General features: G+C 71.2%; 12 protein-coding genes. 10 read left to right on the forward strand and 2 right to left on the reverse strand.

From position 1 onward, the window contains the following. Positions 1 to 24: 24 nt before the first annotated feature. Positions 25 to 567: an HNH endonuclease gene (locus OHU74_RS12190; protein ID WP_330296436.1), complete on the reverse strand. Its 543-nt coding sequence runs from the start codon at positions 565 to 567 to the stop codon at positions 25 to 27. Positions 568 to 827: 260 nt separating this feature from the next. Between OHU74_RS12190 and OHU74_RS12195 the strand changes: the two genes are divergently transcribed. The 7 genes from OHU74_RS12195 (at position 828) to OHU74_RS12225 (ending at position 9010) form a co-directional block, all read left to right on the forward strand. Continuing rightward, entirely contained in the window at positions 828 to 1925 is a 1098-nt protein-coding gene (locus OHU74_RS12195; protein WP_371615912.1) for a mechanosensitive ion channel family protein, read from the forward strand. A gap of 185 nt (positions 1926 to 2110) precedes the next feature. Then, entirely contained in the window at positions 2111 to 3355 is a 1245-nt protein-coding gene (locus tag OHU74_RS12200; RefSeq protein WP_371615913.1) for an ROK family transcriptional regulator, read from the forward strand. A gap of 76 nt (positions 3356 to 3431) precedes the next feature. Next, on the forward strand, positions 3432 to 4766 hold the full coding sequence (locus OHU74_RS12205; protein WP_371615914.1) for an ABC transporter substrate-binding protein: 1335 nt from the start codon (positions 3432 to 3434) through the stop codon (positions 4764 to 4766). 5 nt (positions 4767 to 4771) lie between these two features. Further along, a complete protein-coding gene (locus tag OHU74_RS12210; protein ID WP_371615915.1) occupies positions 4772 to 5755 on the forward strand; it encodes a carbohydrate ABC transporter permease in 984 nt (327 codons plus the stop codon). 5 nt (positions 5756 to 5760) lie between these two features. Next, positions 5761 to 6669, forward strand: a complete 909-nt coding sequence (locus OHU74_RS12215; protein ID WP_371615916.1) for a carbohydrate ABC transporter permease — start codon at positions 5761 to 5763, stop codon at positions 6667 to 6669. A gap of 5 nt (positions 6670 to 6674) precedes the next feature. After that, positions 6675 to 7940 carry a 6-phospho-beta-glucosidase gene (locus OHU74_RS12220; RefSeq protein ID WP_371615917.1) on the forward strand — a complete coding sequence of 422 codons (1266 nt, stop codon included), beginning with the start codon at positions 6675 to 6677 and terminating at the stop codon, positions 7938 to 7940. Next, the gene (locus OHU74_RS12225) at positions 7931 to 9010 is read left to right on the forward strand and encodes an N-acetylglucosamine kinase (protein WP_371615918.1); all 1080 of its coding nucleotides are present in this window, start codon (positions 7931 to 7933) and stop codon (positions 9008 to 9010) included. Before OHU74_RS12220 ends, OHU74_RS12225 begins: the two co-directional genes overlap by 10 nt. A gap of 1 nt (position 9011) precedes the next feature. Here the strand turns inward: OHU74_RS12225 and OHU74_RS12230 are convergent, their stop codons facing one another. After that, positions 9012 to 10241 carry an RNA-guided endonuclease InsQ/TnpB family protein gene (locus tag OHU74_RS12230; protein ID WP_371615919.1) on the reverse strand — a complete coding sequence of 410 codons (1230 nt, stop codon included), beginning with the start codon at positions 10239 to 10241 and terminating at the stop codon, positions 9012 to 9014. Positions 10242 to 10501: 260 nt separating this feature from the next. On the opposite strand from OHU74_RS12230, the gene OHU74_RS12235 reads away from it, so the two are divergent. The 3 genes from OHU74_RS12235 to OHU74_RS12245 all read left to right on the forward strand — a co-directional run bounded on the left by OHU74_RS12235 (position 10502) and on the right by OHU74_RS12245 (position 14462). After that, positions 10502 to 11908, forward strand: coding sequence for a hypothetical protein (locus tag OHU74_RS12235; protein ID WP_371615920.1), 1407 nt, complete (start codon positions 10502 to 10504; stop codon positions 11906 to 11908). 191 nt (positions 11909 to 12099) lie between these two features. Continuing rightward, the gene (locus OHU74_RS12240) at positions 12100 to 13032 is read left to right on the forward strand and encodes a glutamate ABC transporter substrate-binding protein (RefSeq protein ID WP_371619656.1); all 933 of its coding nucleotides are present in this window, start codon (positions 12100 to 12102) and stop codon (positions 13030 to 13032) included. A 98-nt stretch (positions 13033 to 13130) separates the two neighbouring features. Continuing rightward, on the forward strand, positions 13131 to 14462 hold the full coding sequence (locus OHU74_RS12245; RefSeq protein WP_371619657.1) for a hypothetical protein: 1332 nt from the start codon (positions 13131 to 13133) through the stop codon (positions 14460 to 14462). Positions 14463 to 14466: the final 4 nt, after the last annotated feature.

Here is a 14466-nt window from a genome sequence, read left to right on the forward strand (position 1 = left end):
GCCGTGCCTCGCGGATCCTGCCGGTCAGGACGCCGCCGCCGTGACTCCGATCCGGTCGAGGGCGTCTTCCGCGCCGTACGGCTCGAGGTACGGCATCCACCGGGGGTCCCGGTGGCCCGTGCCGATGATCCGCCAGGCCAGTCCGGACGGCGGAGCCGGCTGATGTCGCAGGCGCCAGCCCAGGTCCACCAGGTGGCGGTCGGCCTTGACGTGGTTGCAGCGGCGGCACGCGGCGACGACGTTGTCCCATGCGTGCTGTCCGCCCCGGCTGCGCGGGACGACGTGGTCGACGCTGGTGGCGACGGCTCCGCAGTACATGCAGCGGCCGCCGTCCCGCGCGAACAGTGCGCGCCGGGTGAGCGGAACGGGCCCCCGGTAGGGGACCCGCACGAAGCGCTTGAGCCTGACCACGCTGGGAGCGGGGAGGGCTCGTGTCGCGCTGTGCAGAAAGGCGCCGGATTCCTCGAGGGAGATCGCTTTGTTCTCCAGGACGAGGACGAGCGCGCGGCGGAGCGGTACGACGCCGAGGGGCTCGTACGACGCGTTGAGGACCAGGACGTGCGGCACGGACTGCCTCCTTGTACGTCGGCGGCGCGTGGCTCGCGCCGGGACGATCTGCTTTCCAGTCTCCCCTTACGGCTGGTCGAAGCGCCACCACGCGCCCGTAACGGGTCCGAGGTGTTTTCGACCACATCCGCTTCATCCCCGCGTGAGTCTGGTCTCTCCCTCGAACACGGCAACAAGCTCGGCCGAGTGCCCCGTTAGGGTGGTTGGTCTGCCCGCCACCCCGTTTCGCGGACAGACCGCTACATCTGGAGGTCCCCGCCGTGCCCAGGCCTGCCGCCCTGTTCCCCCTCGCAGCCGACACCCCGGACGCTTCCCAAACGATCAGAGAGACCCACGAGAGCGTCACCAACGCCGCCAGTTTCATCGAGGAGAACTGGGCCGGATGGCTGTACCTCGGCCTGCGGATCCTCCTCATCCTGGTCATCGCCTTCGCCCTGCGTTCCGTGGTCCGCAAGTCCCTGACCAAGCTCATAACCCGGATGAACCGCGGCGCCGAGGCCGTCGAGGGGACCGCGCTGGGCGGGCTGCTGGTCAATGCCGAGCGGCGCCGCCAGCGGTCCGAGGCCATCGGGTCGGTGCTGCGTTCGGTGGCCTCGTTCCTGATCCTCGGCACGGCCGGTCTGATGGTGCTCGGCGCGCTCGACATCAACCTGGGCCCGCTGCTGGCGTCCGCCGGTGTGGCCGGTGTCGCGATCGGTTTCGGCGCCCGCAACCTGGTCACGGACTTCCTCTCCGGCGTGTTCATGATCCTCGAGGACCAGTACGGCGTCGGCGACAAGATCGACGCCGGGGTGGCCTCGGGCGAGGTCGTCGAGGTGGGGCTGCGCGTCACCAAGCTGCGCGGGGACAACGGCGAGATCTGGTACGTCCGCAACGGCGAGATCAAGCGGATCGGCAACCTCAGCCAGGGCTGGGCCACGGCGGGCGTGGCCGTGCAGGTCAAGCCGACCGAGAGCCTCTCGCACATCCGCGAGGTCATCCAGGGCATCGCCGACACCATGGCCAAGGAGTCCCCGTGGGACGAGCGGCTGTGGGGTCCGGTGGAGGTGCTGGGGCTGGACGAGGTGCTGCTGGCCTCGATGACGGTGAAGGTGTCGGCGAAGACGATGCCGGGCCAGCAGTTCGCCGTGGAGCGGGAGCTGCGCTGGCGGATCAAGGACTCCTTCGACTCCGCGGGCATCGGGATCGTCGGGGGCCTGGCGGCTCCCGCCGAGGACGAGGCTCCGGCCGATCCCTCGGCCGCCGTCGCCCCGCCGTCGGCGCTGGCGAACCCGGCTTCGCCGCAGTCCCTGGCGACCGCGGCGATCCCGCCGCCGGCCGTCGGCGGTCAGGGTTCCGGCCCCCGGATCACCAAGTAGCCCCTCCCCCGCCCGTCACCCGTACGCCGCTGCCCCCGCAGGTCCCACCTGCGGGGGCAGCGGCGTGTTCACGGTGTGCGGGGGCAACGGCGGGAGCACGGTATGGGCAGTGCCATTGACACGACTCACACGCTGATAGGAAACTTACCTAACAGTTCACCTCGGTGAGGGAGAAAACACACCCCATGCCCGCCGCCGCCACCCCCGGTACGCCCAGCCTGTTGCGCGCCCTGAACGACCGGGCCGCGCTCGAACTCCTGCTGACGCACGGTCCCCTGTCACGGACCCGGATCGGGCACCTCACCGGGCTCTCCAAGCCCACCGCCTCCCAGCTGCTGGCCCGCCTGGAAGCCGCCGGCCTGGTCGTCGCCACCGGCACCGCCACCGGGCGTCCCGGCCCCAACGCCCAGCTCTACGCGATCAACGCGCGGGCCGCCCACGTCGCCGGACTCGACGTCACCCCGGGCCGGATCCTCGCCTCCGTCGCCGACCTGACCGGCGAGGTGATCGGCAGCCACGAGCTCCCGTACGCCCCGGGCACCGGCCCCGTCGAGCAGGTCCGCCGGGCCCTCGGCGAGGCCGTCAAGGACGCCGGGCTGCACCTGGGGGACATCCACCGGGTGGTCATCGCGACCCCCGGCTCCTTCGACCCCCGCACGGGGGTGCTCCGCTACGCCGACCACCTCGCGGGCTGGCAGTCCCCCACGCTCCTCGACGAACTGGCGGCGGCCCTGCCTATGCCGGTCGAGTACGAGAACGACGTGAACCTCGTCGCCATCGCCGAGCAGCGCCTGGGCGCCGCCCGCGGACACGAGGACTTCGTCCTGCTGTGGAACGAGGAGGGCCTGGGCGCCGCCCTGGTGCTCGGCGGCCGGCTGCACCGCGGCTGGACCGGCGGCGCCGGCGAGGTCGGCTTCCTGCCGGTCCCCGGACATCCGCTGGTCCGCCAGGTCACCCGGGTCAACTCCGGCGGCTACCAGGAACTGGCCGGGGCCCAGGTACTGCCCTCGATGGCGGCCCGCCTCGGCGTCGAGGCCCCCGCGGCCCCCTCCGGGTCGGTGCACGGAGCCGTGCACGGCGCCGAGTCCGGGGCGATGGTCGCCGCTGCGGCCGCCCTGCTGGCCCAGGCGGCCGCAGCCCCCGAAGGGCCCCACCTGCGGCTGCTGCGGGAGTACGCCACCGCGCTCGCCACCGGACTCGCCTCGCTGGTCGCCGTGCTGGACCCGGAGATCGTGGTCCTCTCCGGCGCGCTGACCATCGCGGGCGGGGAACCCCTGCGGGAGCTCATCGAAGCCGAGCTCGCCGACCTCGCCCCGTCCCGGCCCCTGCTCGTGACCGGCGAGGTACGGGAACGGCCCGTACTGCGCGGGGCACTGGAGAGCGCCCTGGCCGCCACCCGCGACGAGGTCTTCGACACCTCGCGCCGCTGAACCGCACCACCCGCCCCGAACGCCCCACCCGCAACGCCCCTCCAGGAAGTCCCCCCACGCAGAGAGTGACTCCGTCATGCCCAGAACCCGCCGCCTGACAGCCGCAGCCGTCGCCGTCGCCGCGATATCCGTACTCGCCACCGCGTGTACGGGTTCCACCGCCAACACGGCCGCCGACGACCCGGACAAAGAGGTCACCCTCAACTTCTGGCACGGCTGGTCCGCCCCGAGCGAGATCAAGGCCATCGAGGACAACATCGCCCGGTTCCAGAAGGCGCACCCGAACATCAAGGTGAACGTCACGGGCAACATGACGGACGACAAGATCAACCAGGCGCTGCGCGCGGGCGGTGACAAGGCCCCCGACGTGGTCTCCTCCTTCACCACCGACAGCGTCGGCAAGTTCTGCAACTCCGGCGCCTTCACCGACCTGAACCCCTTCCTGAAGAAGTCCGGGGTCGACAAGGAGAAGGTCTTCCCCAAGACCCTCCTGCAGTACACCCAGTTCAACGGCAACCAGTGCACGCTGCCGCTGCTCAACGACGCCTACGGCCTCGTCTACAACAAGACCGCCTTCGACGCCGCCGGCATCAGCGGACCGCCCAAGACCTGGAGCGAGTTCGTCGCGGACGCGCAGAAGCTGACCGTGGCCAAGGGCGATTCGTACGAGCAGCTGGGCATCATGCCCACCTTCCACGGCTACGAGACCGCCCCCCAGCGCATGGCCGCCCAGTGGAGCCCGTCCTACTTCGACGCCCAGGGCAAGTCGAACCTGGCCAAGGACCCCGGCTTCGCGCAGATGCTCACCGCGCAGAAGGACCTGGTCGCCAAGCTCGGCGGCTACGAGAAGCTGGAGAAGTTCCGCACCACCTTCGGCGACGAGTGGAGCGCGGAACACCCCTTCCACCAGGGCCTGGTCGCCATGCAGATCGACGGGGAGTGGCGGGCGGCCATGGCCAAGGAGGCCGGCGTCAAGTTCGAGATCGCGACCGCGCCGATGCCCGTCCCCGACGACCGGCTCGCCGACTACGGCAAGGGCTACCTCGCGGGCACGATCATGGGCATCTCCTCGGCGAGCAAGAAGCAGAACGCGGCCTGGGAACTGACCAAGTACATGACCACCGACACCGACGCGGTCGTGGACTTCGCCAACGCCATCCACAACGTGCCCTCCACGCTGGCCGCACTGGACTCCCCCAAGCTCCAGGTGACCCCGGAGTTCAAGACCTTCCTCGACATCGCCAAGCACCCGAAGTCGACCACCACCCCGGCCCAGGCCGACGGCGGCACCTACCAGCTGACCTTCGCCGACTTCGCGTACGCGGTCGAGAAGGGCGAGGTCGCGGACATCGCGGCCGGTCTCGCCAAGACCGACCAGCAGATCGACACGGACATCGCGAAGGCGAAGTAGCCCCCATGAACGCGACGGGCACCTCCCCCGCCACCGCCCCCTCCCCTTCCCCCTCCCCCGAGCTCCGTGCGAAGCGCCGCAGGTCCGCGCTGCGCACGGCGGCCTTCATGTCGCCCTGGCTCATCGGGTTCGGCGTCTTCTTCGCCTACCCGCTGCTCTCCACGGTCTACTACTCCTTCACCAAGTACGACGGCTTCCGCCCGCCGGCCCCCAACGGGCTGGAGAACTGGTCGTACGTGTTCACCGACTATCCGATGTTCTGGCCGGCCATGCGCAACACCCTGTGGCTGGTCGTGGTGATGGTCGCCTGCCGGGTGGCCTTCGGGCTCGGCATCGGCCTGCTCATCACCAAGATCAAGCTCGGCACCGGCCTCTTCCGCACCCTGTTCTACCTGCCCTACCTGGCCCCGCCGGTCGCCGCGACCCTGGCCTTCGTCTTCCTGCTCAACCCCGGCACCGGCCCGGTCGACGTCCTGCTCGACTCGGTCGGGATCACCGCACCCGGCTGGTTCACCGACCCCGCCTGGTCCAAACCGGCCCTGACCGCGCTCGCCGTGTGGGGGGTGGGCGACCTCATGGTCATCTTCATGGCCGCGCTCCTCGACGTACCGAAGGAGCAGTACGAGGCCTCCGAGCTGGACGGGGCCGGACCGCTCCAGCGGTTCCGCCACATCACCCTGCCGAACATCTCCCCGATCATCCTGTTCGCGGTGGTCACCGGGGTGATCCAGGCCATGCAGTTCTACACACAGCCCCTGGTGGCGGGGAAAGTCGCCGCCGGGGTGATCGGCGGCTCGGGCCAGCCGGTCGAGCCCGGATACCCCGACAAGTCCACGCTGACCCTCCCCCAGATCATCTACAACCTCGGCTTCCAGCGCTTCGACTACGGCGCCGCGTGCGTGGTGGCCCTGGTGCTGTTCGCCCTCTCCATGGCCTTCACCGCGCTGCTCATGCGTCGCCGCGGCGGACTGATCGAAGCAGGTGACTGAGGACCATGACTCAGGTAATCGACCGCAGCACCACCCGGACCCGGGGTTCCGGTAGCGCGGATTCCGCCCGGGCCGTGCGCACCGCGCGCCGCCGGGCCGCACTGCACTGGGTCGCCGTGCACAGCCTCGGCGTCGCGGCGGCGCTCTTCTTCGTCATGCCGTTCGTCTTCCTCTTCCTGACCTCGCTCATGAGCGACCAGCAGGCCCTGACCCGCAACCTGTGGCCGCACACCTGGGAATGGGGCAACTACGCCAAGGTCTGGAACACCCCCGGGTTCCTGACCTGGTGGCGCAACACCCTGCTCTACGCGGGCCTCGGCACCCTGCTGACCGTGGTCTCCTCGGTGCCCGTCGCCTACGCGCTCGCCAAGTTCCGCTTCCGCGGCCGGCGGCTGTCGCTGCTGCTCGTGATCGCCATGATGATGCTGCCGCCCCAGGTGGTCGTCATCCCGATGTACCTCTTCTGGGCCAAACAGCTCGACCTGTCCGGCACCCTGTGGCCGCTGATCATCCCGATGGCCTTCGGCGACGCCTTCTCCATCTTCCTGCTGCGCCAGTTCCTGCTGACCATCCCCGACGAGTACCTGGACGCCGCCAAGGTCGACGGCTGCGGCGAGGTGCGCACCCTGCTGCGGGTGGTCCTGCCGATGGCCAAACCCGGCATCGCGGCGGTCGCGCTGTTCCAGTTCTTCTGCGCCTGGAACGACTACTTCGGCCCGCAGATCTACGCCTCCGACAACCCGGCCGCCTGGACCCTCAGTTACGGACTGGAGTCCTTCAAGGGCGCCCACCACACCAACTGGAATCTGACCATGGCCGCGACCGTGCTGGTCATGGCCCCGGTGATCGTCCTCTTCTTCTTCGCCCAGAAGGCGTTCGTCGAAGGCGTCACCCTGACCGGAGTGAAAGGCTAGTCACGATGAAACTCGCAGTGGTGGGCGGCGGTTCCACCTACACCCCCGAGCTGATCGACGGCTTCGCGCGGCTGCGCGACACCCTGCCCATCAGCGAGCTGGTGCTGATCGACCCGGCCGCCGAGCGGCTCGAGCTGATCGGCGGCCTCGCCCGGCGGATCTTCGCCAAGCAGGGGCACCCCGGCCTGATCACCACCACCTCCGACCTCGACGCGGGCGTCGCCGGCGCCGACGCGGTCCTGCTCCAGCTGCGCATCGGCGGGCAGGCCGCCCGGCTCCAGGACGAGACCTGGCCGCTGGAATGCGGCTGCGTCGGCCAGGAGACCACCGGCGCCGGCGGCCTCGCCAAGGCGCTGCGCACCGTCCCGGTGGTCCTCGACATCGCCGAGCGGGTCCGGCGCTCCAACCCGGACGCCTGGATCATCGACTTCACCAACCCGGTCGGGATCGTCACCCGCGCCCTGCTCCAGGCCGGGCACAAGGCCGTCGGGCTCTGCAACGTCGCCATCGGCTTCCAGCGGCGGTTCGCCGCGATGCTGGACCTGACCCCGGCCGACATCCACCTCGACCACGTGGGCCTCAACCACCTCACCTGGGAGCTGGGGGTGCGCAAGGGCGGCCCCGAGGGCGAGAACCTGCTGCCGCAGCTGCTGGCCGCGCACGGCGAGGCCATCGCCGCCGACCTTCGCCTGCCGCGCGCGGTCCTGGACCGGCTCGGCGTGGTCCCCTCGTACTACCTGCGCTACTTCTACGCGCACGACGAGGTGGTCCGCGAGCTCGCCACCAAGCCCTCGCGCGCCGCCGAGGTCGCCGCGATGGAGAAGGAACTCCTCGGCCTGTACGGGGATCCCGCGCTCGACGAAAAGCCGGAACTGCTCGCCAAGCGCGGCGGCGCCTTCTACTCGGAGGCCGCCGTGGACCTGGCCGCGGCCCTGCTGGGCGACGGCGGCAGCGCCCTGCAGGTGGTCAACACCCTCAACAACGGCACCCTGCCCTTCCTCCCGGACGACGCGGTCATCGAGGTCCAGGCCCGGGTGGACCGCTCCGGACCGGTGCCGCTCGCCGTGCCCCGCCTCGACCCCCTGTACTCCGGACTGATCGCCCACGTGACGGCGTACGAGGACCTCGCGCTGGACGCGGCGCTGCGCGGCGGCCGCGAGCGGGTCTTCAGGGCACTGCTGGCGCACCCGCTGGTCGGCCAGTACGACCTCGCCGAGGGGCTGACCGACCGGCTCCTCGCGCACAACAAGGAGCACCTGGCATGGGCGTGAGCCGACCCGCCCACCCGTCCGCGGGCGCGGCGGTCCTCGCCGTCGACGCGGGCAACAGCAAGACGGACGTGGCGCTGATCGCCGCGGACGGCACGGTGCTCTCGACCGGGCGCGCGGGCGGCTTCCAGCCCCCGCGCGTCGGGGTGGAAACGGCGGTGGACGTCCTCGGGCAGGCCGTCGAGGAGGCGGCCGAGGCCGCCGGACTGTCCCGGCCCGCGCCCGGGAACCCGTACGCCGTCCAGGTCTCGGCCTGCCTGGCCAACGCGGACCTCCCCGTGGAGGAGCGGCTGCTCGCGCAGGCCATCGGAGCGCGCGGCTGGGGCGCGGCCACCGAGGTCCGCAACGACACCTTCGCCATCCTGCGGGCGGGACTGGCCGCGGCCGAGGGGCCGCGCGGGGTCGCGGTGGTGTGCGGGGCCGGCATCAACTGCGTGGGCATGCTGCCCGACGGGCGCACGGCCCGCTTCCCCGCGCTCGGGCAGATCTCCGGCGACTGGGGCGGCGGCGGCGGACTGGCCGCCGAGGCCATGTGGTGGGCGGCGCGGGCCGAGGACGGCCGCGGCGGCCCGACCGCACTGGCGGCGGCGCTGCCCGGGCATTTCGGGCTGGGTTCCATGTACGAGCTGATCGAGGCCGTGCACCTGGGCTCGCTCGCGCCCGGCCGCGTCCACGAGCTGGTACCGGTGCTGTTCGCCACGGCCGCGGCCGGCGATCCGGTGGCCTCGGCGCTGGTGGAACGGCAGGCGGACGAGGTGGTCGCACTGGCCTCCGTCGCACTGGAGCGGCTCGGCCTGCTGACCGAGGAAGCGCCCGTACTCCTGGGCGGCAGCGTGCTGGCGGCCCGCCACCCGCAGCTGAACGGCCGGATCGAGGCGCTGCTCGCCGAACGGGCCCCGTACGCCCGGGTCTCGGTGGTGACGGCCCCGCCGGTCCTGGGCGCCGGCCTGCTGGGCCTGGACGCCCTCGGAGCCGGCCCGGAGGCCTACGAAAAGCTCCGTGCCCATTTCGTTGACTGCTCCCCTTCTCTGAAGGCAAGAACTCTGCCCCTCGGGTTGAGCGGGGATTCCTAGCTCACGCTGCCTGGCCGAGCTGCGCCCGGCCAGGTCTTCCACGATCAGCACTAGCAGGGCACAGACCAGCCCTGACGAGCATCACGCGTGCGGAGTTCTTGTCCCTGGGGGACACGGCTCCGCACGCGATGCAGGTGTAGGTGCGCACTCCCAGCGGCAGTGAGTGCTTGGCTCTCGCTCCGCACTGCGCGCAGTCCATCGTGGTGTACGCGGGATGTACCAAGAGCACAGCACGACCGTGCTTACGACCCATCTCGATCAGAGCCGTCTTGGTGGTGCCGATGGCGGCGTCAGCGGCCTTCCTCGCCATGGTCGATTTGGCGAGAAACTTCGGCTTGAAGTCCTCGACGGCCAGGAAGTCATGGTCACGGACCACGCGCTTGGCCCACTTACGGGCGGTGTCCTGACGCCGCCGGGCAATCTTCTTGTACAGCTTCGCGGCCTGCTTCTGCGCTGCCCGATAGCCCTTGGACTGCTTCCTGCCTCTCGGGGCACGGCGCCGGGCCATTGTCCGCTGATACCTGGCCAGCCTTAGCGCCGCCTTCTTGCCATGTTCTGGGTGCGGCAGATCATGGGCATCACTGGTAGTAGTCGCCGTCTCGGCCACTCCCCAGTCGATGCCGATCACCGCGCCTGTCGAGGGTAGGGGTTCGGTAGACGCAGGGACGACGAACGAGCAGTACCAATGTCCGACACCGTCTCGGTACACCCGCACCGACGACGGATCGGAGGGGAGCTCCCGCGACCAAACCACTGTCAGGACGATCCCGCCCGCCAGGTGCAGGCGTCCGTCCTTGAGCCGGAACGCGCGCTTGGTGTAGTTCAGGCTCGGATCCGCATCGCGCTTCTTCTTCCATTTGGGCATACCGGCCCGACGCGGCAGCGGCAGCCGGTCCTTGATGTCCTTCTGTGCCTTCGCCCTGGACTTTCCGAAATCCCGCACGCTCTGCTGCTGAGTAACACTCGCCCCTGCCCTCAGCCACGGAGTACGCGTGCGAGCCTCGGTCAGCATCCTGTCGAGCTGCGCCGGACCACACGTCCGCTTGTCCTCGCTCTCCGGGCGGGCCTGATTCCAGCTGTGGACCTGTTTCGACTTGGCCACGCACTCGTTCCAGACCCACCGACACCGGTCCCACTCCGCCACCAGCGCGGCAAGCGCGGTCGACGACACGCGAAGGCGGTAGCTGAACCGGGCGAATCCGGCCACCTCTACTGCCCCCGATACGGTCACCACACGAACGTAGAACCGCCAAACACCCCGCGGCTCAGAATGCGGACACCCCACCCGAACGAGTGACCTACCACCCCCGCGCCGACCAGCAGCCCCGCTACGCGGAACATCGAACTCCTCCCCGGCCTGAACGCCGAAGCAGCCCCAGATCAGGGGGACGGACCGGGGCGGATTGTGACTGATCCAGCACCGGGTGCTGTGGTCCACTCTCACTAAGGCCATACTGCTGCCAAGCACTCAGGACCGAGGGGGAGGTCACGGTGGCCATCACATCACGCGCGCCCGCGCCGGGCGGCGCCGTCGCGGCGCCCTCCGGCCCGCCGGCGCCACCACCCGACGGCCTGCCCGGACGCGGTACCGCCTGGGCCGAGGGCGTGGAGCAGCTGCGCGCCGCCGCCACGACCGAGCCCGGCCGGCTGCGGATCATCGGCGCGGTACTGGCCGCGCTGGTCCTGCTGTTCGGCCTGGTCTCCGTCTGGGAGATCTCCGGCCGGGTGACGGCCGCCGACGACGTGGTGGGCCGCAGCCAGCCGCTGAGCGCCGACGCGGCCAGCATCTACCGCTCCCTCGCGGACGCCGACACCGTCTCCTCCAGCGGGTTCCTCGCCGGCGGCAACGAGCCGCGCGAGGTCCGCCTGCGGTACGAGAAGGACATTGCCAACGCCTCGCGGCTGCTGGTGAGCGCGGCCGCGAACACCGGGGCCGGCGACGACTCCCGCAAGCAGATCACCTTGCTGAGCGAGCAACTGCCCCGTTACGCGGGTCTGATCGAGCAGGCGCGGGCCACGAACAAGCAGGGCCTGCCGCTCGGCGGTGCCTATCTCCGCTACGCCAACGAGCAGATGAGCACCCAGCTGCTGCCGGCCGCCCAGCGGCTCTACGAGGCGGAGACCGGCCGGCTCTACACCGACTACGACGACGCCCGCTCCCTGCCGCTGGCCTCGATCGGTGCGGGGCTGCTCGCGCTCGCCGCCCTGGCGTGGGCTCAGCGGCGCAACTACCTGCGCACCCACCGCGTCTTCAACCACGGGCTCGTCGCCGCGACGGCCGCCTCGCTGGTGGTGCTGCTGTGGCTGGCCGCGGGGCACACGGTCGCCCGGTCGGGGCTGAGCGAGGCCCGCACCCAGGGGCAGGAGTCGCTGAAGGTGCTCAACGACGCGCGGATCGCCTCGCTGCAGGCGCGGGCCAGTGAGAACCTGACGCTGATCGCGCGCGGCGCCGTACTGGCCGAGGACAAGAAGTCCGACAAGTACGACGTGGATTTCGGGAACGACATGAAGGACCTCGAAGCGGGTCTCGCGACGGCGTCGAAGCTCGCCGACGACGAGGCCGGCCGCACGCCGGTCACCCGTGCCTCGGACGGCGTGAAGCGGTGGAAGGAACTGCACGCGGCGGCCCGGCAGACGGACTTGAAGGGCGATTACCAGGGCGCCCTCGGCCAGGTCATCGGGGACAAGGAACACAAGGAGTACAGCGGCGCCGCCTTCGACACGGTGGACGCCTCGCTGGAACAGGCTGTGGCCCACGAGCAGCAGCAGTTCACCCGGGCCGCCGAGGGCGGTCTCGGTGCGCTCGACGGTTTGGTGACAGGCGCGGCGGCCCTGGCGGTCGTCGGCGCGGCGGCGGCACTGCTCGGCATCGGGCGCAGGCTTTCGGAGTACAGGTGAGAGCGGTGCGCAGACGTGTCAGGCGCGAGGTCCGGCGCACGGAGCGGTACGCGGGCACCGGGGTCCAGGGTGTCCCGGAGCGCTACGAGGGCCCGGAGGGCTACGAGGGCCTCGACCCGCAGGAGGGCCACGGGCCGCGCGGTGTGCGGCGGTTCGCGGGCCGGCTGCGCGGCTGGGGCGGGGTCAGTGCGATGGCCGTCGCCTGCGCGCTGACGGCCGCCGCCGTCCTGCTGCCGCTGGCCCAGGCGGCCCCGGGGAACGGGCACGTCCCGCAGGTGCGCGAGCCGGCCAGGATGGCCGTCGCCCCCCTGGCTCCGGGCGACACCTGCCAGGACCCGGAGGCCAGCCTGCGGCCGAGCGGGCTGGACGGTTCGACGATCCAGCGGATCCGCGCCGCGGGGCACCTCGTCGCGGGCGTGGACCAGAACAGTTTCAAATGGGGTTACCGCAACCCGGCGGGCGAGCTCGATGGCTTCGACATCGCTCTGGTCAAGGCCATAGCGAAGGACATCCTGGGCGACCCCAACAAGGTCATCTACCGGGCGATCCCCACCAGCCAGCGCATCCCCGCGCTCAAGGACGGCACCGTCGACATCGTCGTGCGGACCATGACGATCAACTGCAAGCGGCTGGAGGACGTCGCCTTCTCGACGGCCTACTTCGAGGCCGGCCAGCAGGTGCTGGCACCCAAGGCCTCCAAGATCACCGGCTACGACGCCTCGCTGAAGGGCCAGCGGATCTGCACGGCGGCCGGTTCCACGGCGGAGGCGGCGCTCGCCACCCAGTCGTACGGTTCCGTTCCCGTCAGCGTGCCCAACCAGCTGGACTGCCTGGTGCGGCTGCAGCTGGGCGAGGTGGACGGCATCATCACCGACAACGCCCTCGCGGCCGGCCAGGCCGCGCAGGACCCGTCGGTCCAGCTGGTGGGCTCCCCCTTCACCAAGGAGTTCTACGGGGTGGCCATGAACAAGGACGCCGGCGATCTGGTGCGCCGGGTCAACAAGGTGCTGGAGGACTACCGTGCGGGCGGTGACAACAGCCCCTGGATGACCGCCTACAGGACCCACCTCCAGCCCGTGCTGCCCGGCGTGAGCGGCCCGCCCGCGCCCAAGTACCGGGACTGAGGCCGGTGGCGGATTCGGAGCCCGACGGCAGGAGACCGAAGACGAAGGCGGAGGCGGGGCCCGTGGAGGCACGGTCGTTCGGGGCACAGCCCGCGGTGATGGACCGGGACGGCGTGGACCGTGCGCTGGCCCGGCTGGGCGCGGAGCACGAGGCCGTCGAGACCTCCCTGCTCGCGCTCCAGGACCATGCCGGGCGGCGGCTGCTGGAGGGCGCCGGGCTGACCGGGGTCACCAAGGAGCGGTGGGCCGCGGCCGACGCGTCCATCACCCTGCTGTGGCGGTACTTCGACGCCTACAGCGGGGCGCTGGCCGCCGCCCGGGCGATCCGGGAGCGGCGCCGCTGGCCGACCCGCGAGGACCTGGTCGAGCTGACGGACCGGCTGAGCGGGCCCGGGGTGCTGATCGCCGGGGCCGCGGTGGAGGGCGTGGCGCTGGCGGAGCGGTTCTCGCTCGCCGAGCTGGTGGCCCGGATGAACGAGCTGTACGCGGGCTCCCTGGACGTGGTGGTCGCCGCCGACTCGGTGTGGTCGGCCCTGCCCGCCCGCATCGACCTGCTCTCGGCCGAACTGCACCGGACCCGCTCGCTGGCCCACTCGGTCGGGGTCCGCCCGGGGGAACACCCCTCGGGCGACGACCTGGAGGCCATCACCGCCGAGCTGGCGCAGCTGCGGGCCCGGGTGATCGAGGACCCGCTGGCGTTCTGGGTCGCGGTGGCGGGGAGTTCGGCCCCGGGGGGCGGCCGTCCGGACACCGGGCGCTACGACCGGGCCGCGCTCGCGCTGGAGGACGTACGCCGGGAGGTCGAGGCCGTACTGACCGTCCGGCAGGATTCCGAGCAGCGGCTGATCGGTCTGCGGGACGTGCTCTCGCGGGCCGACCGGACGCTGGCGGAGGCCCGGGTGGCGCGCGGGGAGGTACTGGCGAAGATCGCGGCCTCCGAGGTGCCCGCGGTGAGCGGCCCGCCGACGGCGCTGCAGGAGCAGTTGTCGGCGGCGGCCGAGTACCGGCGGCAGTCCCAGTGGCACCGGCTCTCGCCGCTGCTGGAGTCGCTGGAGGAACGCGCCGAGGAGGAACTGCTGCGGGCCCGTGAATCGTTGACCGCGGTGACGGCTCCGCTGGCGGTCCGGGCGGAGCTGCGCGGACGGCTGGACGCCTACAAGGCGAAGGTGGCCCGGCACGGCATGGCGGAGGACCCGCTGCTGATCGAGCGGTACGACGTGGCCCGGCGGATGCTGTGGAGCGCGCCGTGCGATCTCCGGGCCGCCGAGGAGGCCGTTCTGCGCTACCAGCGGGCGGCGGCGGAGACACTTGCCCTGGGGCAGCCGCAACAACCACGGGTTCAGCAACCGCAGTCAACACAGTCACCGCAGTCACCGCAGTCACCGCAGGATCGGGAATGGGCCGAGGGGCCGAGGGAGGGGGACGCATGAGTCT

The sequence above is a fragment of the Streptomyces sp. NBC_00454 genome, assembly GCF_041434015.1.
In the GTDB taxonomy this organism is placed as follows: Bacteria; Actinomycetota; Actinomycetes; order Streptomycetales; family Streptomycetaceae; genus Streptomyces.